The sequence below is a fragment of the Nocardia sp. NPDC052112 genome, from assembly GCF_040680135.1.
Lineage (GTDB): Bacteria > Actinomycetota > Actinomycetes > Mycobacteriales > Mycobacteriaceae > Nocardia.
Map to the genome: position 1 here is coordinate 1 of NZ_JBFAWD010000031.1, position 20,280 is coordinate 20,280.

Below are 20,280 nucleotides of genomic sequence, written 5' to 3' on the forward strand. Positions count from 1 at the left end.
TCGGGGTGTTTCCCTTAGTGGGTGTGGCGGCGGGGGGGGGGGGGGGGGGGGGGGGGGGGGGGGGGGGGGGGGGGGGGGGGGGGGGGTACCCCCCCCCCCCCCCCCCGACTTGCGCCTGTCGGCGTGCCGCGCCATTTATGTGATGCAGATCACATGCTGAGAATTAGCTAATCCCCTGTCGTGGTCGCACAATGCCCGGCACAATCTGCATGTTACTGCTGGTGCGTAGATGTACTTCCGTGACGGCAGTGAATGTTCGTGCTTGAACTGCTCTACCTGAAATACCTTGCGCCGCAGGCGGTTATGCCTTGCGGCGGCAGGTGCTGTGACGCGCGGTCGCATCCGTCGATGACGAGGCCGGGTCCGCGCGTAGGCCGGGTCGACGGAAGGGCGAGCATATGACCATTGACCAGCGAAAGGCGTTGCGCCGGATAGCTATGGGGTTTCTGGCGCCGATCGTCGTGATGCTCGTACTGGCCGGGCCGGTGCGCGCTGATACCGGAAGTGCCTCCGGTTCTGGTGGCTTGGGTTCGGCCGGCGTGGGTTCGGCCGGTTTGGGTTCGGCCGACTCCGGCTCCGCATCCGGCAGTTCCAGCGGCTCCGCGGCGCTCCCGCTGCCGAGTGTCGCTGGACTCGGCGCGCTGGCCGCGGCCTTCACCCAGGTCGGCAAACCCTACGAATGGGGCGCCACCGGACCGTTCGCCTGGGACTGTTCCGGCCTGGTGCAGTGGGCTTTCCGCCAGGTCGGGGTGAAGCTGCCGCGCACCACCTGGGAGCAGGCCAAGGTCGGTGCGGCGGTTCCGATCTACGCCCTGTCACTGGGCGATGTCGTCATACTCAACGACGACGCCTCGCATGTCGGCATCTACGCGGGCAAGGGGCAGATCCTGGACGCGCACGACTGGGGCATTCCGGTTGGTTTGCACCCACTCCGCGATTTCGACATATACACGATCCGTCGTTTCTGATCCGGATCGGCTACGTTTCCACCCACCAGCGCGGTTGCGCGGAGACGTAGACGATGGGGAACGAGATGGCGATCGGAACGAGTCGGGAAACGGTGATGCGTGCGGTGAGTGGACTCACCGGGGCGCTCCTGCTGGTCGTGGCGGTAGCCGGCTGTGGCGGTGCTGAGAAGGAGTCCGCCGCCGCGGCACCCGGTGTCCTGGACGGCTTTTCGAAGCCGGAGAGTGTGCTGGTCGCCGGCGACAAGTGGTTCGTCTCGAATATCGGTGCGAAACAGGAGCCGATGACCAAGGACGGCGACGGGTTCCTGTCGCGGCTGGACACGTCCGGGAAGGTAGTCGAGCGCAAGGCGATGCCGCGCGCGGGCGATCCGCCGCTGAACGCGCCCAAGGGCATGGCCTACGTGGACAACAAGGTTTTCGTCGCCGATATCGATCGGGTCGTCGGTTACGACGTGGATACCCTGGGCCAGGTCTTCGAGGCGCCGCTCGGTGGCGAGGCCGCATCGCTGCTGAACGATATCGCGGTGCTGGACGATCAGACGCTGCTGGTCACCGATACGGTCCGCGGGTCGGTGTACGAACTCGATCTCGAGACCAAGAAGTTCGGCACCCTCACCACATCGATTCCGGGGGCGAACGGCATCGTATTCGACAAGTCGACCAAGACCGCCTATGTCGCCGGGCTCGGCGCCCACTTCGAGGGCGGTGATCTATACAAACTAGGTGTCGCACAGGCCCCGGCGGCGGTGGGCAAGGTCGGTACGGTGCACGGCACGCTCGACGGCATCGCGCTGCTGGCCAACGGTGATCTGGCCGTATCGGATTGGGTGTCCTCGGACAACCCGGTGCCCGGCACGATCAAGATCTACCACCCCGGTGGGACGCAGGTTTCGACCGTCGAGCTGCCCCGGGATGTGCACGGCCCGGCCGACTTCACCATCGACGGGTCCGGAAAGAACCTCATCGTCCCCGCACTGGCCGACGACAGGGTCGTGATCGTCGCCCTGCCCTAGTCGAACCCGGTTTCAGTCGATGAGCTGGCGCAGCAGCGGTCCGTACTGCGGATGCGCCAGCGCCGAGGCGAATTGGGCGACCAGGTAGTCGGCCGGATTGCCGGTGTCGTACCAGCGGCCCTGGATGACCTGGCCGAAGACCGGGTTGTCGGCGGCGTGCACATTGATCGCATCGGTGAGGTACACCTCGCCGGTGCGGTGCTCGTACCAGCGCTCGGTCTGTCTGCGCAGTTCGCAGATGATGCCGGGGGTGACGACATAGCCGCCGATCGCGGCGTAGTTCGACGGCGCGTCCTCGGGCTTGGGCTTTTCCCGCAGCCCGGTGATGCGCAGCAGGCCGTTGCCGTGGTCGTCCGCGACGACCGGGACGCCGTAGCGCTGGGATTCGGACGGATCCATCGGCATCAGCGCCAGCACCGGCGCGCCGGTCGCCTCGTAGGCGTCGATCAGCTGCTGGGCGCGTGGCACCCCGGCGACGAAGACGTCGTCGGGCCACAGCACCAGCATCGGCTCATCGCCGAGATTGCGGGCGGCATTGAGCACCGGGGTGCCGTTGCCGTACGGCCCGTGCTGATCGAGGTAGGTGATATGACCGAGCCGGGACAGCTCGCCGACCTCCTCCACCGCATCGGCGAAGGCGTCCTTGCCGTCGGCCCTGAGCTGGGCGACCAGCGCCGGATTCGGGCGGAAATGGTCCTGGATCAAGGACTTTCCACCGCTGACCACGATGGTGATATCGGTGATTCCGGATGCGACCAGCTCGCGGACGGTGTGCTCGATGACCGGCTTATCGCCGACCGGCAGCATCTCCTTGGGGATGGCCTTGGTCAGCGGGAGCAGCCGGGAGCCGATTCCGGCGGCCGGTATCACGGCCTTGCGGATCTTCATGGTCCGATCATCACATATCCGACCGGGTCCGAACCGGTGATCCCCAGGCTTGGGCCGGGCATGTCGAGATGGCAACCTGCTGGTATCGGGCCTGGTCACGGGCGGTTGCGCAGGGCAGGGCGCCGTGCGAGCCCGGCCATCGCGCCCGCAGGATCGGTAGCAATCTCGCAGGAACTGCCCGGCTGACGGACACCTGGCGCCCAGGTAGCCCGTCGGTGCGCACAGGTATGCGTATGCGTCTCGGCGCAGCGCGGGTGGGCCGACCTGTCGGTAGGGCGGCGTAGATTTCCGTGCGTGAGCACCGACAACACCGCTGAGGTCGCCGGGGTGGGGCCCGCGTCCGCGCGCACGGCTAGGCGGTGGGTGCTGCATATCGATATGGATGCCTTCTTCGCTTCGGTCGAGCAGTTGACCCGGCCCACATTGCGCGGCCGCCCGGTGTTGGTCGGCGGTACGGGTGGTCGCGGTGTGGTCGCGGGGGCGAGCTATGAGGCGCGGGTATTCGGTGCGCGCTCGGCGATGCCGATGCATCAGGCGCGGCGGCTGGTCGGGGTGACCGCGGTGGTGGTGCCGCCGCGCGGTGCGGTCTACAGCGTGGTCAGTGCTCGGGTGTTCGACGCATTGCGCAGCCGCATCCCGGTGTTGGAGACGTTGTCGTTCGACGAGGCGTTCGGTGAGCCCGCCGAGTTGGTCGGCGCGACGGTCGGTCAGGTGCGCGAATTCTGTGAGGAGTTGCGTGCGCTGGTGCGAGAGCGCACCGGGTTGATCGCCTCGGTCGGAGCGGGCACCGGTAAACAGCTGGCGAAAATCGCCTCCGGAATGGCCAAACCCGATGGAGTGCGGGTGGTTTCGCCCGATGAGCAGCGGCAACTGCTGGCCGGGCTGCCGGTGCGCAAGCTGTGGGGGATCGGTCCGGTGGCCGAGGGCCGCTTGCGTTCGCTCGGTATCGAGACCGTCGGCGCGTTCGCGGCCCTGCCGGAATCGGAGGCGGTCTCCATCCTCGGCGGCAGCGTCGGCGCGGCACTGCACCGGCTGGCCCGCGGCATCGACGACCGGCCGGTCGCCGAGCGGGCCGAGGCCAAGCAGATCAGCGCCGAGAACACCTATGAGACCGATATCGTCACGATGGCCCAGTTGCGCCCCGCGATCGAGACCATGGCGGCGGCCGCGCACCGTCGTCTGGAACGGGACGGCCGGGCCGCGCGCACCGTGGTGCTGAAGCTGAAGAAGTCCGATATGAGCATCGTGACCAGGTCATTCACCTTGCCGTACGCGACGACCGAGCTGGCCACGCTGACGACGGCGGCGCAGCGCTCGGCCATTGATCCGGCCGAGCTCGGGCCGATCCGGCTGGTCGGGGTCGGTTATGGCGGGCTCTCGACCGTCCGGCAGGAGTCGTTGTTCCCGGAGCTCGATCAGGCACCGGTCGAGGACGCGGAGGTCTGGGAAGGCGACGCACCGCACTCCGACGGCTGGGTCGCACCGGAGCAGTCGACAGCCCGGAACGGCACCGCGGAACTCGGCGCGCAGGCGTCGGTCGGTCTGGTGGGCGTCGAGGTGGGACATGCCGCGACGGCATTCGGTGCCGCTCCGGTCGCTACCACCACGCAGTCGAGCGTTGGTGCAGCTCAGGGTGATTCGCAAATGCGCAACGCGACGCTGTGGTATCCGGGACTGGATGTCACGCACCCCGAATTCGGGCACGGGTGGGTGCAAGGTGCCGGGCTCGGTGTGGTTACTGTTCGGTTCGAGACCAGCTCGACAGGGCCCGGTCCGGCGCGTACCTTTGCCGCCGACGACATCAGTCTGTCCCGGGCGGATCCGCTCGGCAGTCTCCACTGACAGGTAGCCTGGGTCATTCGTGCAGCGTCGCCGGTTCGGGTGACGGCTGCCGTTGGTGGAACGACCTGTACCTACTCGAACGCAAAGGACGAGCAGTTGAAGCTTCGTAAGACTGGACGCATCGCCATCGCTGGCCTGGCCGTCGTCGCCGCACTCGGCATGACCGCCTGCAGCGATGACAAAGACAGCAAGCCGGCAGCGAAGACCAGTACCAGCGCCAAGGCCTCGGCCAGCGCGAGCTCGAACACCAATCTGCCGCCGGTTCCCTCCGTCGCGGAACTGAACACCCAGCTGCAGAAGGCGCTCGATCCGTCTGTGCCGAATTCGGAGAAGCTCGACGGTGTGCAGGGCGCAGAGGCCGATCCGGAACTGCCGAACCGTCTCGCCGAGGCCGCCAAGAGTGCCAACATCTCCGTCACGGTCACCGATGTGACCAGCTTCGGCGACAGCGTCAATGCCAAGGCCAAGGTTGTGCTGAACGGCCAGGAGAACATTGTCGACGTGCCGTTCGTCGCCGAGAACGGCAAGTGGAAGATCCAGAAGGCCTGGGCCTGCACCATGCTGACCAACCTGGGCCAGCAGTCGACGGCCTGCAGCTGAGTCGACCAGCGGTCGCGGCCGACCGGTGTCGGCCGCGGCGGCTGTGCGCTCGCTGAGAATCAATGCCGTAGACCGGCAAGAACTTTCGTTTGAAATAGTTACCGTTAGGATCAGGCCCCGTGGCTGACACGATGGTGTGGGCGGGGCAGCCGTCCGTCGAGAAAACCGAACTCGGGACGGCACAATCGAAGACAACACGGAGGGGTTGGGCCGGGCCGATCGCGTTGATCGCGGGCCTGTTCGGCGCGTTGTTCGCGGTGGCGGTGCCGCTGCTGCCGGTGCGGGTGGACGCGGCGACGCTGACCTGGCCGCAAGCGGGTTCGGCACGCAGTATCGAGGCGCCGCTGATCTCCTATGCGCCGCTGACCTTCGACGTCACCCTGCCCTGCACGGCGATCAACCAGCTCAGCGCCAAAGGCGGCACTCTCGCGGCGACCGGACCCGATGGCGCGCCGGATCTCGAGCGCTACGGATTCGTCGCCCGGGTACAGGCCGGAGCCGACACCCCGGCGCGGCTGGATGTGGTGCTGCGCAATCAGGCGTTGCTCAGTGTGCCGGTGGCCGAGCTCGTTCCGGGCTGTGAACTCAGTGTGCACGCCGATAACACCAGTGCGACCGCCACCCTGGTCGGATTCGAGGCGCCCGGATTCCCGGTGGTGCTCAACGGCGACTACCGGCCGCAGATGGTGGGCATCTTCAGTGATCTGGCCGCCGCCGACGGGGCGCGCGTCACGGCCGAACTCGACACCCGATTCTCCTCGACGCCCACTCCGGTGAAGCGCGCGGCGAGCTGGCTCGCGGTGTTGTGCACGATCATCGCGCTGGTCGCGCTGTATCGGCTCGATCGGCTGGACGGTCGGCGGGTGCGCCGGTTCCTGCCGCAGCGCTGGTGGACGTTCTCGCTGCTCGATGCGGTGGTGTTCGGCACCATGGTGGTCTGGTACTTCATCGGGTCGACCACCTCCGATGACGGCTATCAGTTCGGTATGGCCCGTGCGTCGGGTGTCGCAGGTTATATGGCCAACTACTTCGCCTATTTCGGGGTGCCCGAAAATCCGGTCGGCACACCGTATTACGACCTGATCCGGATCATGACGGAGGTCGGCACCGCCAGTCCGTGGGTGCGCCTGCCCGCGCTGTGCTGCGGTGTATTGATGTGGCTGCTGCTCAGCCGTGAGGTGGCGCCGCGACTCGGGGTCGCGGTGCGGCGCAACCGCGTCGCGATGTGGACCGGTGCGCTGGGCTTTCTGACCATCTGGCTGGCCTATGACAACGGGCTGCGTCCGGAACCGCCGGTCGCACTGGGACTTCTGCTCACCTGGTGTCTGGTCGAGCGTGCCATTGCCACCCGGCGCTTGTTGCCCGCCGGATTCGCGATTCTGGTCGCGGCCTTCGCCTGCACGGCCGGCCCGTCGGGTGTCATCTGCATCGCGGCGCTGCTGGCGGGATTGCGGCCGGTCGCGCGAATCATCATGGACCGCATCGGGACTCGGGGCTCGACGAGTTCGCGGGTGATCGGCTATGTGGTGCTGCTCGCCCCGCTGCTGGCCGCCGGTGCCGTGGCGCTGGCCATCATGTTCGCCGATCAGCCGTTGGCGGCGATGTTCGAGATGAAGCGGATTCACCACATCGTCGGCCCGGATGTCGAGTGGTTCAACGACTATCTGCGCTATCAGTATCTCTTTCAAGGCGAGACCGATGGCTCGGTCGGCCGTCGGATCGGTGTGCTCGCGATGCTCGCGGGGCTCATCGTGTGTGTCATCGTCCTGCTGCGCAAGGGCGGTCGGATTCCGCTACTGGCCGCGGGACCGACCCGGCGCATTCTGGGTGTCACTGTCGGCGCGCTGCTGCTGATCATGGTCACCCCGACCAAGTGGACCCATCACTTCGGTGTGTACGCGGGGGTGGCCGGTGCCGTCGCCATGGTGACCGCGATGGCCGTCGCCCCGAGGGTTTTGCGGGCGCCGCGCTATCGGGCGCTGTTCGCCGCAGTGGTCGCGTTCCTGCTCGCGCTCGTGTTCTCCGGGCCCAACAAGTGGTGGTACGTCTCGTCGTACGGTATTCCGTGGTGGGACAAGCCGCCGGTGATCGCCGGTGTCGAGCTCAACAAGCTGTTCCTGTTCGCCGCCGCCGCCTTGCTTGCCGTGGCCGCGTGGTGGCATGTGCGGGCACCGGAACCAGGCACCCCGCATCGGGTTTCGCGGCTCGCATGGCGGGTTTCGGTGCTGCCGCCGCTGACCATCGCGCTGGCGCTGCTTGTGGTCTGGGATGTCGGTTCCTTCGCCAAGGCGGCCGTGGCCCAGGGCCCGGCGTTCTCGCTGGCGCGTTCGAATATCGAGGCGCTGACCGGGAAGACGGCGGGTCTGGCCGGTCATGTGCTGGTGGAGACCGATCCGAATGCGGGCATGCTGCGCCCGCTGACCGGCGATGCGGTGAGCACGCTGTCGGGCACCGGTACGGGATTCACCGGTTCGGGTGTGGCCGCCGACCTGCGTCCCGACGACGATTCGAGTCCGACCGGCAGTATCGCCGACGCGCTGAGCAGTAAGTCCGCCTCGGAGAACACCGCAGGAACCGCTACCGCCGCACTGCCTTTCGGGCTGGACCCGGCGACCACGCCGGTGCTCGGCAGCTACGGCTCCGGTGACGCGGGGCCCGCCGATCTGACCAGCGGCTGGTATCGACTCCCGGAACCCGGTGACCGCCACGGCATTATCTCGCTGACCGCGGCCGGCCGGATTCGCTCGGTCGACGCCGACGGCATCGTCACCCCCGGGCAGACCCTCGAAATCGAATACGGTGCAACCGATTCCGCGACCACCGCGCAGCCCATGGGCAAGGTCACCCCGATCGATATCGGACCGGCGCCGTCCTGGCGCAATCTGCGCGTACCGTTCAGCGAAATCCCCACCGGCGCAGACGTTATCCGCATCGTCGCCGTCGACCGCGACCGCAATCCCAAACAGTGGCTGGCCGTCACGCCGCCCCGGGTGCCGCAGACCAGAACGCTGGACGATGTCGTCGGCTCTCAGGTCCCGGTGCTCACCGACTGGATGGTCGGCCTGCAATTCCCGCACCAGCGCCCCTACGACCACCGCGACAATATCGCCGAGGTCCCGACCTACCGCATCCTCCCGGACCGCCCGGGTGCCGAAATCACCACCCTCTGGCAAAGCCATGACGGCGGCGGGCCGCTCGGCTGGTCCAATATGCTGCTGCGTCCCCGTACCCTGGCCACCTATCTCGACCAGGATTGGCGACGGGACTGGGGCGAACTCCAACAACTGGTGCGCATAGATCCCGAGGCCGATCCCGCGAAACCTGAAATCACCCAACAGGACCACTCCGGCCTGTGGACTCCGGGGCATATCAACACTGCCTACTGACCACACCAGTCAGCCTGCGGGTACCCGCGGTAGCCGCTGCCGTGACGGAGGAGTCGCGACCGGGATGGGCAGCTGCGGAACGGCAGCGCCTGATCGGCTAGCGGGTGAGGCTGTTGGTGGCCATGCGGGTGGCCAGGGCGGCGAGGTCGTCGGCGGTGAAGTCCGGGTAACCATGGAGGAGTTCGCGCCAAGGGGTGGGGATGGCCGTGGCGCCCCAGCGAGCGCCGAGGAGGCCGCCCGCGATGGCGGCGGTGGTATCGGTATCGCCGCCCGCGCGGACACAGAGTTCGAGTGCCTGCGGGAGATGGTCGGGGCCGGAGGCGTCGGCGGTGGTGATGGCCCACCAGGCGGTCTGGAGAGCGTGCACGACCCAGCCGTTATTCGAAAAGTCTTGTGGGGCACCGGCTTCGGCCTGGTCGAGCAGATGGTTCCAGTACGCGGCGCTCGGCGAGGCATCGACGAAGTCGCGGACACCGTCGAAGGTTCCGGTCAGCACGGCGTGCCGGATGGCGTAGGTCCAGATCTTGCAGGCCTCGATCGCCTGCTGATCGTGATGGGTGAGCGCGCCGATCGCACCGGCCATGCGGACACATTCGTCGGCGTCGCCGAGATAGGCGAGGGCGACGGGCGCGGTGCGCATCAGCGAGCCGTTGCCGCCGGTCTTGCCGTGCAGGGACATTGCCTGCGCCTGCATCTCCCTGGCCGAGCGTGGGCGCACCGAGAGCACGGCGCGGGTCTGGATGCCGATATCCGGCGGATCGGAATCGAACCACTCGACGAATCCGGCTGCCACCTTGTCTAGATCGATGCCCGGCCCCTTATCGGCCGCCAGTGCGATGGCGATCGCCATCGATGTGTCATCGGTCCACTGTCCGGGCGCCCATCGACACGGCCCGCCGCCGATCATATCGATCGCGACATGCGTTCCCGGCCAGGAGAATTCGTATCCCGCCCCGAGTGCATCGCCCGCCGCGGTGCCGAGCAGCACACCCGCCGCTCGATCCAGCTGCGCATCGTCAAGCATCAAGAAACCTTCCGCCGCCTGCGGTTTTTCGCGGCCAATGTACCCGAGGGCAGGGGCAGTTCCGTCCTGTCGATATCGACAAGCGATGGCGTGCAAAACTGTGCCCTCACTACGAAGCCATGGCTGGGAAGAGCAGGTCAGCTGCGGTCTGCTGAACTAGCCGGTTCGGGTTGCGCGGCCCTGGTGCGCCGCCGACCGCGCACCAGGGCGTCGGCGGTGAAAATCGCCAGTGCCGCCCAGATGAGCGCGAAACCGACCCACCGCGACGCGGGCATCGGCTCATGCGCGACGGCCACGCCCCAGGCCATCTGCAGCGCGGGCGTCAGATACTGCAGCAGACCCATGGTCGAGAGCGGAACCCGTTGCGCGGCAACGGCGAACAGCAGCAGCGGCAACAGCGTGACCGGACCGGTCGAGATCATCAGTCCGGAATGTGTGATGCCACTGGCGAATTCACTGCGCCCGATCACCGCGAAGACGATCACGAATGCCAGTGCGAATGGTGCGGCGACCAGGCCCTCGGCCGCGATGCCGTGCAGCGCATCCAGCGGGATCACCTTCTTCACCAGCCCATAGGTGGCGAATGAACAGGCCAGTGCCAATGCGATGAGCGGCGGTCTGCCGTAGTCGACGGTAAGCACGGCGACTGCCACCGCACCCAGTCCGAGCGCCGCCCACTGTGCCCGAGCCAATCGCTCACGGAAGATCAGCACGCCGAAGGTCACCGTAACCAGCGGATTGATGAAGTATCCGAGCGCGCACTCCACCACATGCCCGGAGGTGACGCCGTAGACGTATACGCCCCAGTTGATCGATAGCGCCGCGATGGCCACCGCCGCCATCCGCCAGGTCCGCGCTGCGATTCCGCGCAATCCGCCGAGCTGCCCGGTGATCGCCAGCACGACGAGCACCAGCACCAATGTCCACAGAATCCGCTGTGCCACCACCTCGGCCGGATTGGCGAAGGAGAGCAACCCGAAGTACGCCGGAAACAGCCCCCAAATCAGAAATGCACCTGTACCAAATACAACACCTGGGACCGTCCTGCTTCGCTGCATCCTCCCGACGTTAGTTCTCGGTAGCCTGGCGGTCATGTCGATTACCGTGCCCCATACGGCCGTCACCGGGCTGACCGCGGCGGAGGTCGAGCAACGCCGCCGCGACGGGCTGACCAATGACGTACCGGACCGGGCGAGCCGATCCGTTCGCGACATCATCCGCGCCAATGTCTTCACCCGGATCAACGCCATCCTCGGTGTGCTGTTCGTCCTGGTGCTGGCGACCGGCTCGATTATCGACGGCATGTTCGGTCTGCTGATCATCGCCAACAGCGCGGTCGGCATCATTCAGGAGGTCCGGGCCAAACGCACGTTGGACCAGTTGGCGATTGTCAGCCAGGCCAAGCCGACCGTGCGCCGCGACGGGCAGTCGCTCGTGGTGGCGCCGAAGGAGGTTGTCCTCGATGATCTGATCGAGCTCGGCCCCGGTGACCAGGTCGTCGTCGACGGTACGGTCGAGGAATCCGCACTGCTCGAGGTCGACGAATCGCTGCTCACGGGTGAGGCCGATCCGGTGGACAAACCGATCGGCGCGGCGGTGATGTCGGGCAGCTACGTCGTCTCCGGTTCCGGCGCCTACCGTGCGACGAAGGTCGGCAGGGACGCCTACGCCGCCGAGCTGGCCGAAGAGGCGAGCAAGTTCACGCTGGTGAAGTCCGAATTGCGCAGCGGTATCGACACCATCCTCAAGGTCATCACCTACCTGTTGATCCCGGCGGGTCTGCTGAGCATCTACAACCAGTTGTTCTCCAGTAAGGAGTCCTGGCGGCCCGCGGTCACCGGCATGGTCGCGGCGCTGGTGCCGATGGTGCCCGAGGGGCTGGTGCTGATGACCTCGGTCGCCTTCGCGGTCGGTGTGGTGCGGCTCGGCCGTCGTCAATGTCTGGTGCAGGAGTTGCCCGCCATCGAGGGGCTCGCCCGTGTCGATGTGGTGTGCGCGGATAAGACCGGCACCCTCACCGAGAACGGGATGCGCCTTTCGGACATCAAGACGCTCGGCACGTTCGAGGACGCCGAGGTACGACAGGCCTTGGCCGCCATGGCCGCCGATGATCCGCGCCCGAATGCGAGCGTGCAGGCCATCGGCGAAGAACTCACCGATAAGCCGGATTGGCGGCACACCGCGGTCGCGCCGTTCTCGTCGGCGAAGAAGTGGAGCGGTTTCTCCTACGGCGAGCACGGCGACTGGCTGCTCGGTGCGCCCGATGTGCTGCTCGACCCGAGTTCCGAAGATGCCCGTGTCGCGGAGGAACTCGGCTCCGCGGGCCTGCGCATTCTGCTGCTCGCGCGCAGCGACCGTCCGGTCGATGCCGCCGACGCGCCGGGCGCCGTCGACCCCGCGGCCCTGGTCGTACTCGAGCAGAAGGTGCGCCCCGATGCCCGCGAAACCCTCGATTACTTTGCCGGCCAGCAGGTTTCGATCAAGGTGATCTCCGGCGACAATGCCGTCTCGGTCGGTGCGGTGGCCTCCTCGCTCGATCTGCACGGTGGCGATCACCCGGTCGACGCCCGTGAACTGCCCGAGGACCCTGCCGCGCTCGCCGATGTGCTGGAGCACGAGACCACCTTCGGCCGGGTGCGCCCGGATCAGAAGCGAGCCATGGTGGGCGCCTTGCAATCTCGCGGCCACACTGTCGCCATGACCGGTGACGGCGTGAACGACGTACTGGCGCTGAAGGATTCCGATATCGGTGTGGCCATGGGCTCGGGTAGTCCGGCCACCCGCGCGGTAGCCCAGATCGTGTTGCTGGACAACAAATTCGCCACACTGCCGTATGTCGTCGGCGAGGGCCGTCGGGTGATCGGCAATATCGAGCGGGTCTCGAATCTGTTCCTCACCAAGACCGTGTACTCGGTGCTGCTCGCCTTCCTGGTCGGCCTCGCGGGCGTCGGCTCGCAGATCTTCGATTACGAACCGATCGGATATCCGTTCCTGCCGAGGCATGTCACGATCGCGGCCTGGTTCACGATCGGCATTCCGGCCTTCATCCTCTCGCTGGCTCCGAACAATGAACGCGCCCGCTCCGGATTCGTCTCACGCGTAATGCGTTTGGCGATTCCTTCCGGTGTGGTGATCGGCGTCGCCACCTTCGTCGCATATCTGATCGCCTATGCGGGACCGCATGCCACCCCTGAGCAGAAGGAGCAGGCGGGTACCACCGCTCTCATCACCCTGATCATGATCGCGGTGTGGGTGCTCGCCATTGTGGCCCGGCCCTATGTGTGGTGGAAGGTGGTGCTCATCGGCGCATCGATCCTCGCCTATGTGCTGTTGTTCACAATCCCGTTCACCAGGCATTTCTTCAAACTCGATCCTTCGAATATCGGGCTCACCACGGCCGCGTTCATCTGCGGCGCCGTCGGTATCGTCCTCGTCGAGGCCGCCTGGTGGATCGCTGCCGCAGTTCAGGGCGAGAAGCACACGCTACTTCCCAGCTCACCGGGCGGGGGTGCCTGAACAACTGGACGCCCGACCCGCCGCGCCACGAGATACCTTGTGCGAAGCGATCATTCAGGGTTGGAGTACCTTCTCGACTATGGAGGTATTGCTGCATCAGATCGACGCGTTCGCCGACGCACCGTTCTCGGGCAACCCGGCCGCGGTCATGCCGCTGTCGGTATGGTTGCCGGACGAGCTGTTGCAACATCTGGCCGAGGCGAACAACCTCGCCGAGACCGCCTTCTACACCTCGCGCTTACCCGTCGAGGCAGGCGGTCCACCCGGCGAGTGGCCCGCCGTCCACCTGCGCTGGTTCACCCCGACCAGGGAGGTCGATATGTGTGGCCACGCCACCATGGCGACGGCCGCGCAGATTCTCGAGGACATCCATCCCGGTGAGGACCGGGTGAGCTTCTTCACCCGCAGCGGCTGGCTACACGTCGACCGCACCGATGACGACGAATACGTACTCGACCTACCCGTGCTCGAGTCCAAGGAGGTCACGCCCGACCCCACACTGGTGGATGCGCTCGGCGTGCGCGCGGTGCGTGCCTACACCGGATTCGACGAGGTGATCGTGGTCGGTTCCGAACGCGAGGTGCGCGAGGCGCGGCCGAATTTCGCCGCCTTCCCACCGCTGGCCTTCGACGCGGTGATCACCGCGCCCGGCGATACCGTGGATTTCGTCTCCCGGGTGTTCGGCCCGGATCTCGGTGTGCTCGAGGATCCGGTCACCGGATCGGCACACGCACAACTGGTTCCGCTGTGGAGCCGCGAATTCGGCCGGGCCGAACTCAGCGCCCGTCAGCTATCGAGGCGCGGCGGCAGCCTGCGCTGTGAACTCGCGGGCGACCGGGTGCTGCTCATCGGCCGCTGCCGCCGGTACCTGGATGGTGTTGTGACACTGCCGGATTGACCGGTCCGGCGCCAGGTCTACCGATCCGGGACGGGACCGTCGTCGGTACCCGGCAACGCGAGGTCCTGGTACTCCGGCAGTAGTGGAACGATGGCGAAACCGGTCGCGACCGCGTCGGCGGGCAGGGCCTGTACGGCGCGGATTCCGTTCTGGGCCGCAAGATTTCGGAGCTGCGGGAGCGTGCCGCGGACCACGAGGCCGACGGCGCATGCACAACCTGCGCGCAGCCGAGTCACCGACAACGCATTGACGCGGTTGGTGCGATCGTCGGCCGTGTGCTGAGCCAATAGTTGCCAGGCGGCATTATCGGCGGACGCCACGGCTACCGCATCTCCCGCGGGCAGTTGCACCGTCACGATCGGGGTGTGCACCCGCGGGATCGACACATGGTGGCTTGCCGCGGCAATACGCAGGCCGCCATTGTGTGCCGGAATCTGTTCCGGGGTAAGGGGTTCGGTGAACGAGACCAGTGCCCAGTGCTCGTCGGTATCCGTACCGGACAGCGAATCCTTGGCCCGCGCAAGATAATCCGCGACCGGCTCACCCCGTTCCGGCCCGAGCCGGTCGGTCGAAATGCCGGACGGCCGTGGCGGATTCAGCACACCTAGCACCACGATCAGCACCACGAAACCGACGGCTCCGACGGCAATGGCGATACGGCGCACTGTTTCAGGCATTGCGCAACACGTCGAGCGCGTGCTTCAGGTCGTCCGGATACTCACTGGTGATCTCCATGTATCGACCGTCGGCCGGATGGTTGAACCCCAGCGAGCGCGCATGCAGCCATTGCCGTTCCAGCCCCAGCCGCTCCGCCAGCCGCGGATCCGCGCCATAGGTGAGATCGCCACAGCAGGGGTGCCGGATCGCCGAGAAGTGCACCCGGATCTGGTGGGTGCGCCCGGTTTCCAGATGAATATCGAGCAGGCTGGCGGCCTGGAACGCCTCGACGGTGTCGTAGTGGGTAATGCTCGGGCGCCCGTCCGCGGTGACCGCGAACTTCCAGGCATCGCCGCGGGCCCGGCCGATCGGCGCATCGATGGTGCCGCTGCTCGGATCCGGATGCCCCTGTACCAGCGCGTGATAGCGCTTATCGATGGTGCGCTGTTTGAATGCCCGCTTGAGCACCGTATACGCGTGTTCGGACTGCGCGACGAGCATGACTCCGGAGGTGCCGACATCGAGCCGGTGCACAATGCCCTGCCGCTCGTGCGCACCCGAGGTCGAGATGCGATAGCCCGCCGCGGCCAGCCCGCCGACCACCGTCGGGCCGGTCCAACCGACGCCGGTATGCGCCGCGACGCCGACCGGCTTGTCGACCGCGACGATGTCATCGTCGGCGTAGAGGATCGTCATACCCTCCACCGGCTCGGGCACGATGGTGAGTTCGCGCTTCGGTTCCGGGAACTCGACCTCGAGCCAGGCCCCCGCCACGAGGCGATCCGATTTGCCCGCGGCGATGCCGTCGAGCTGCACCGAACCCTCCTCGGCCAGCGCGGCGACGGCGGTGCGCGACAGCCCGAGCAGACGGGACAGCCCGGCGTCGACGCGCATGCCGTCGAGTCCATCGGGTACCGGCATGGTTCGAGTTTCTCTCATGCCCGCACCTCGCTGACGTTCGGTTCCGGCATGAGCGAAGCCCGCTGTGACATGGTTCGCTCGCTGCACTCACTCACGCCGCATTCCCCTTGCTACTTGCCGCACCGTTGGTGCCGTTGTCCGATGGCTTGTCCGGCTCGGCGGCGGGTTCGGCGGCGGTTTCTTCGGTGGGGCCGTGTCCGGTGCGCGTGCCATCGGGTTCGAACCCGAAGACCGTCAGCACCACCAGCAGGATCGCACCGCACACGATCGACGAGTCGGCCAGATTGAATACCGGCCACCAGCCAACGGCGATAAAGTCCACCACATGTCCCTGCAGTGGTCCGGGCGCACGGAACAATCGGTCGACCAGATTGCCGAGCGCACCGCCGAGCACCATGCCGAGCCCGATCGCCCACCACAGCGAACGCAGCGTGCGGCCGATGCGGATCACCCCGATCACCACGGCCGCGGCGACCAGGGTCAGCAGCCAGGTCATGCCGGTGGCCATGGAGAACGCCGCACCCGGGTTGCGTACCAGCGACAACCGCGCGAAATCGCCGATGATCGGCACCGGATCGCCCGGGGTCAGCTCGGCCACGACGATGGTCTTGGTGAGCAGGTCCAGGCCGAGCAATACCGCCGCGATGATCAGCAGCGTGCGTAGCCGCAGCGGTGCGGCGGGCCGCCCCGGATCGGCGGTCGGGGTTCGATTTTCCGCGTCGTCACCGGGTGGTACCCCGTGATCGGCGGAGTTGTCCTCGGATGGCCGGTCGTCACTCACGCCGACCATCATCTCTCGAGTGACGACGTGCGCCACGCGCGCGGTCACCCGCATGTCCCAGCTGACACTCAGGAAGCGGTCGTACTCTGATGCTCGTGACGGTGTTGTCTTCCCCCCACGTACCCCGAATCGCGCGCTCGGGTGTGCTGCTGATGGTGCTCGCGGTCGGATTGTCCGCGTTCGGTGTCGGCTGTAGTGACGGGTCCGAGTCGCGTGGCGAGTCCGACAGCACCGAGCCGGTCGGCATCGGTAAGGAAGTGACCGTGCCGATTTCGGCGGCGGTCGCCACTGTCGTCTCGGCGGGTGCGGAGCCGCGGTCGCTGTTGCGTCCCGATTACCCGGCGGGCACGGTGCAGCAGGTGACGCTGCGCACCGATCACCACATCGAGCAGCAGATCAATGATCAGCCGCCGAGTGATTTCTCCACGCCCGCGCTGACGATTCCGATGACGGCGCAGACCGATGGCGACGGTGTGGAGCTGACGCTCGGCACCATTTCCACCCCGGATCCGTCGCTGGCCAAGGCGCTCACCGCCGCCGACGGTTCGCACGCCGGATTCGATATGAGCGAACTCGGTGGGATTACCGCGCTGCGTCTCGCCCCGGCACCGGATACCTCCAATACCGCCCGCGCGGCCTTGGAACAGGCCTTCTACCAGGCGGTTTATCGATCGATCACCTTTCCCGACCAACCGGTCGGTGAGGGTGCGGTATGGACGGTGCGGCAGGAGGTCGACGGCGGTGTCGCACTCGATCAGGTGACCACCGCGACGCTGACCAAGCGCGAGGACGACCGGCTGACCATCGAACTCGAGGTGACCCAGAAACCGAAGTCGCAGGTGTGGTCGCTGCCCAATAATGCGGGCACCCTCGACATCAGGGACTACGTCATGCAGGGCTCGGGCACGATCACCGTCGATCTGGGCCTGCCGCTGCCGGTCGCGGGCTCCATCACCGTCGGCGGACATCAGGCCTACCGTGATCCGCGCAGTGCGAGCATGCTGCAACAGACGATCAATACGCAGGTCACCTGGAACGAATGAGTCCGTAGCGGTTTGCGCCGATCAGGCATGTTGTCCTCGGGCGAGGAATAGGCTGCACCTGTCCGACAAACGCCTCGATCGGAGGTATCCCATGTCCGATGTGAAACCGATCCCCGAGGGTTATCCGGTCGTCTCGCCCGGATTGGCAATCGATGGTGCCGCTGCCGCCATCGACTTCTACAAGAAGATTTTCGGCGCATCGGAGCGGATGCGCATGCCGGGACCGGACGGCAAGATCGCGCACTGCGAACTCACGTTCGGCAATTCACTCATCATGGTGGGCGATCCGGCCCCCGATATGGATTTCCTCGACCCGAAGACAGTCGGCGGCACGCCGGTCAATCTCTACGTCTACGTCGAGGACGCCGATGCCGCCTTCGCCGCCGCCCTCGCCGCGGGTGCCAAGGAACTCACGCCGATGACGACCCAGTTCTACGGCGATCGCAGCGGTGCGTTCGAGGATCCGTGGGGCCATCGGTGGACCGTGGCCACGCACGTCGAGGATGTGCCGCCGGATGAGATGGACCGGCGGATGGCCGAATTGTTCGGCGGGGCCTGAGTGCTCATGGGGTAGGCCGCGCGGCCGGTGTGCCGCGCGGCGCGTTGTTCGCTGTGCGGGTGGGCTAACCCGCGACGATCGAGTCACCCTCGATGTGCACGGCCTGATGAGCGAGCGGCTGGGTGGCCGGGCCGGTGACGACCGAACCGTCGAGGCCGAACTTGCTGCCGTGGCAGGCACAGTTGATGGTGCCGCCGGAAACCGAAGCGACCTTGCAACCCGCATGTGTGCAGGTCGAGGACAGGCCGACGTATGAACCGGCACTCGGCTGGGTCACCACCACGTCGCCCTTGATCACACCGCCGCCGACCGGTACCTCCGAGGTCGACGCGATGGCATTCGGCTGTCCGGCAGCCACATTCTGGCCAGTTGATCCGGCGGCCTTGGGCGGATCGGCCGCATGGGCGTTGTCCTGGCCGTAAGTGGTGCATGCGGTGAGCGCGGCCATGGTGGCCGCCGCACCGGCGCCCGCGATTACCACGCTGCGACGGTCGAGGACGAAATCTTCGTTGGTCATATCGGACTCCGATCAGAAGGTGATGCCGTTGTGCTGGAAGAACCACAGGGCGGAGGTGAGCCAGAGGCCGGTCAGCCCGGCGAGTACCAGGCCGCCCGCGACCGGAATGACCCAGCCGGGCAGGCCCTTTCGAGTGAGCAGCAGCATCTTGGCGACGAATGCTCCATAGCAGAAGCAACCGAGTAGGGAATGGATGAGCACGCGGTTTTCGTAGTCCTGAAAACCCAAGGCGAACAGGCAATGTACGGCGACCGGGACGGTGACGAGGACCGCGAGTCGGCCCGACCAGATATGGACGGGGGCGATCCAGGACGGGGTTTTCGGGAAGATCGCGCCGAGCTTGCCGTACATGGTCAGCGCCGAGAGCAACTGGCACAGCGCGAGTGCGGTGGCCAGGGTGGCCAGCCAGGTCTTCACCGCGATCGGGCTGGAAAATCCTGCCACATTGATCGAAAAGAACCGTGGCTCATGCTGTTTCGCGTAGACGCCGAGCAGTACCGAAACCGCGGCGCCGAGCAGCAGCGCAATGATGATGGCCGCCGCCGAGGCTCGGCCCTGGTGCACCGGCAGCGTCGGCGCTTCTCGATCAGCCGACATTGTCACCGCCACTCACCTTGTTCGCGGTGACCCTTTTGCCATTGACGAGGGCCGTCGCGTCCGGTGCGAGGCCGACCGCCGGGGCGGTGGATCCGTCGGGATTGCGCTGGACACCGGTGACGCCGCCGCTCGCGTCGACGATCCAACTCTGGCGGGTGCCCGCCTCGCTGTAGACATAGAGTCCCGCGGGTGGTTGCACCGGATTCGCGGTGTAGTTCCACTGCTTGCCGCCGATCCGGAGCGTCCCGCGCACCGCCTTGCCATCGAAGGCGCCGGTCAGTTCGGCATCATCCTTGCCGGTGAGCTGCAATGATCCGTTCGTGGCCGGGCCGCGCAGCCAGGACTCGATGCTCTTGCCGTCACAGGCGTAGGCGATGGCCTTATCGCCAGCGACGGTGATCTCGACTGTGATGGTGCCGCCGGAGGCCGGTGCGATGGTGCCCACATAGTCGGCCTTGCCCGGGAATCGAACAGCTGCGGTGGCGGTCGATGGCGGCGTTCGCGTGGTCGCCGGCGTGGTCGTGACCACGACATTCGTATTCGCGGTGGATGGTTCGGTGTCCTTGGACATATTGGTGACCAGCAGGACGAGGGCGAGAACGGCCACTGCCGCCAGGGTGAGCCACGGTCCCAGTCGTTTCATAGGGTCTCCTCGATGTGCGGCCGCCAGGCGCCGCTGTTCGCCTTGTCTACGTGGCAGACCTGTCGAACGGTTCAAATGGGGCGTTCGCGGCCGTCGTTGAACGGCGTGTCACCGAATGTGTCGGTTCTTACCGATCGGTCAGTGCGGCAAGCCTTTACCTGGCGAATCGGTTGCGATCCGATGCCGGCGGAATCTGCAATCCGCTGACCACCACGGTCAATCGGTACCGACTTCGGCGGTCGGAGCGTGGAAACCGGTAGCGGCGGGCCGGTGCGGTGATCCGAGGATCTCACCGACCGGGCTGAGGTAGTGCTGTCGTGCTGGTGATCGCGGCGGCGAGGTCTCTTGCCTGCTCTGGAGTCAAGTCGGGACCGGCGGGGTGGGCGACGCTGAAGGCCGAATTGCCCAGGGCGGCAATGGTTCTGGT

General features: G+C 66.6%; 18 protein-coding genes. 9 read left to right on the plus strand and 9 right to left on the minus strand.

Translation table 11 applies throughout. The features are described 5' to 3' along the window. The first annotated feature begins 398 nt into the window (after positions 1-398). Complete coding sequence (locus tag AB0L58_RS37310; RefSeq protein ID WP_364394903.1) at positions 399-968, plus strand: NlpC/P60 family protein; 570 nt, start codon at positions 399-401, stop codon at positions 966-968. A gap of 53 nt (positions 969-1,021) precedes the next feature. Beyond that, positions 1,022-1,981 carry a hypothetical protein gene (locus tag AB0L58_RS37315; protein WP_364394905.1) on the plus strand — a complete coding sequence of 320 codons (960 nt, stop codon included), beginning with the start codon at positions 1,022-1,024 and terminating at the stop codon, positions 1,979-1,981. Positions 1,982-1,993: 12 nt separating this feature from the next. On the opposite strand, the gene AB0L58_RS37320 is transcribed toward AB0L58_RS37315, so the two are convergent. Then, on the minus strand, positions 1,994-2,869 hold the full coding sequence (locus tag AB0L58_RS37320; protein WP_364394907.1) for a UTP--glucose-1-phosphate uridylyltransferase: 876 nt from the start codon (positions 2,867-2,869) through the stop codon (positions 1,994-1,996). Between the two features lie 294 nt (positions 2,870-3,163). Between AB0L58_RS37320 and AB0L58_RS37325 the strand changes: the two genes are divergently transcribed. The 3 genes from AB0L58_RS37325 to AB0L58_RS37335 all read left to right on the plus strand — a co-directional run bounded on the left by AB0L58_RS37325 (position 3,164) and on the right by AB0L58_RS37335 (position 8,697). Then, entirely contained in the window at positions 3,164-4,711 is a 1,548-nt protein-coding gene (locus tag AB0L58_RS37325; protein ID WP_364394909.1) for a DNA polymerase IV, read from the plus strand. 96 nt (positions 4,712-4,807) lie between these two features. Next, positions 4,808-5,311: a hypothetical protein gene (locus AB0L58_RS37330; RefSeq protein ID WP_364394911.1), complete on the plus strand. Its 504-nt coding sequence runs from the start codon at positions 4,808-4,810 to the stop codon at positions 5,309-5,311. Between the two features lie 119 nt (positions 5,312-5,430). Beyond that, positions 5,431-8,697, plus strand: a complete 3,267-nt coding sequence (locus tag AB0L58_RS37335; protein WP_364394913.1) for an arabinosyltransferase domain-containing protein — start codon at positions 5,431-5,433, stop codon at positions 8,695-8,697. Between the two features lie 97 nt (positions 8,698-8,794). Here AB0L58_RS37335 and AB0L58_RS37340 read toward each other — a convergent pair whose 3' ends face one another. Further along, positions 8,795-9,721 (minus strand): ADP-ribosylglycohydrolase family protein, encoded by a 927-nt coding sequence (locus AB0L58_RS37340; protein ID WP_364394915.1) that lies wholly within the window; start codon positions 9,719-9,721, stop codon positions 8,795-8,797. Positions 9,722-9,858: 137 nt separating this feature from the next. Continuing rightward, positions 9,859-10,779, minus strand: a complete 921-nt coding sequence (rarD, locus tag AB0L58_RS37345; protein WP_364394917.1) for an EamA family transporter RarD — start codon at positions 10,777-10,779, stop codon at positions 9,859-9,861. A 34-nt stretch (positions 10,780-10,813) separates the two neighbouring features. Here rarD and AB0L58_RS37350 point away from each other — a divergent pair, with 34 nt between their 5' ends. Together AB0L58_RS37350 and AB0L58_RS37355 are read left to right on the plus strand one after the other, a co-directional pair. Beyond that, entirely contained in the window at positions 10,814-13,237 is a 2,424-nt protein-coding gene (locus AB0L58_RS37350) for an HAD-IC family P-type ATPase (protein WP_364394919.1), read from the plus strand. Between the two features lie 79 nt (positions 13,238-13,316). Further along, positions 13,317-14,135, plus strand: coding sequence for a PhzF family phenazine biosynthesis protein (locus tag AB0L58_RS37355; protein ID WP_364394921.1), 819 nt, complete (start codon positions 13,317-13,319; stop codon positions 14,133-14,135). Positions 14,136-14,152: 17 nt separating this feature from the next. Here the strand turns inward: AB0L58_RS37355 and AB0L58_RS37360 are convergent, their stop codons facing one another. The 3 genes from AB0L58_RS37360 to lspA form a co-directional block, all read right to left on the minus strand. Next, entirely contained in the window at positions 14,153-14,812 is a 660-nt protein-coding gene (locus tag AB0L58_RS37360) for a hypothetical protein (RefSeq protein WP_364394923.1), read from the minus strand. Next, complete coding sequence (locus AB0L58_RS37365; protein ID WP_364394925.1) at positions 14,805-15,731, minus strand: RluA family pseudouridine synthase; 927 nt, start codon at positions 15,729-15,731, stop codon at positions 14,805-14,807. The genes AB0L58_RS37360 and AB0L58_RS37365 overlap by 8 nt, the downstream gene beginning before the upstream one ends. Positions 15,732-15,804: 73 nt before the next feature. Next, positions 15,805-16,506 (minus strand): signal peptidase II, encoded by a 702-nt coding sequence (gene lspA, locus AB0L58_RS37370; protein WP_364395054.1) that lies wholly within the window; start codon positions 16,504-16,506, stop codon positions 15,805-15,807. A gap of 77 nt (positions 16,507-16,583) precedes the next feature. On the opposite strand from lspA, the gene AB0L58_RS37375 reads away from it, so the two are divergent. Then, positions 16,584-17,537, plus strand: coding sequence for a hypothetical protein (locus tag AB0L58_RS37375; RefSeq protein WP_364394927.1), 954 nt, complete (start codon positions 16,584-16,586; stop codon positions 17,535-17,537). Between the two features lie 91 nt (positions 17,538-17,628). Then, positions 17,629-18,096 (plus strand): VOC family protein, encoded by a 468-nt coding sequence (locus AB0L58_RS37380; RefSeq protein WP_364394929.1) that lies wholly within the window; start codon positions 17,629-17,631, stop codon positions 18,094-18,096. A gap of 64 nt (positions 18,097-18,160) precedes the next feature. On the opposite strand, the gene AB0L58_RS37385 is transcribed toward AB0L58_RS37380, so the two are convergent. Genes AB0L58_RS37385 through AB0L58_RS37395 form a run of 3 tightly spaced genes read right to left on the minus strand, consistent with a single transcriptional unit; the run spans position 18,161 to position 19,853 of the window. Beyond that, entirely contained in the window at positions 18,161-18,613 is a 453-nt protein-coding gene (locus tag AB0L58_RS37385) for a Rieske (2Fe-2S) protein (RefSeq protein ID WP_364394931.1), read from the minus strand. A 12-nt stretch (positions 18,614-18,625) separates the two neighbouring features. Beyond that, positions 18,626-19,210 carry a DUF6529 family protein gene (locus tag AB0L58_RS37390; RefSeq protein WP_364395056.1) on the minus strand — a complete coding sequence of 195 codons (585 nt, stop codon included), beginning with the start codon at positions 19,208-19,210 and terminating at the stop codon, positions 18,626-18,628. Then, on the minus strand, positions 19,200-19,853 hold the full coding sequence (locus tag AB0L58_RS37395) for a hypothetical protein (RefSeq protein WP_364394933.1): 654 nt from the start codon (positions 19,851-19,853) through the stop codon (positions 19,200-19,202). The genes AB0L58_RS37390 and AB0L58_RS37395 overlap by 11 nt, the downstream gene beginning before the upstream one ends. Positions 19,854-20,280: the final 427 nt, after the last annotated feature.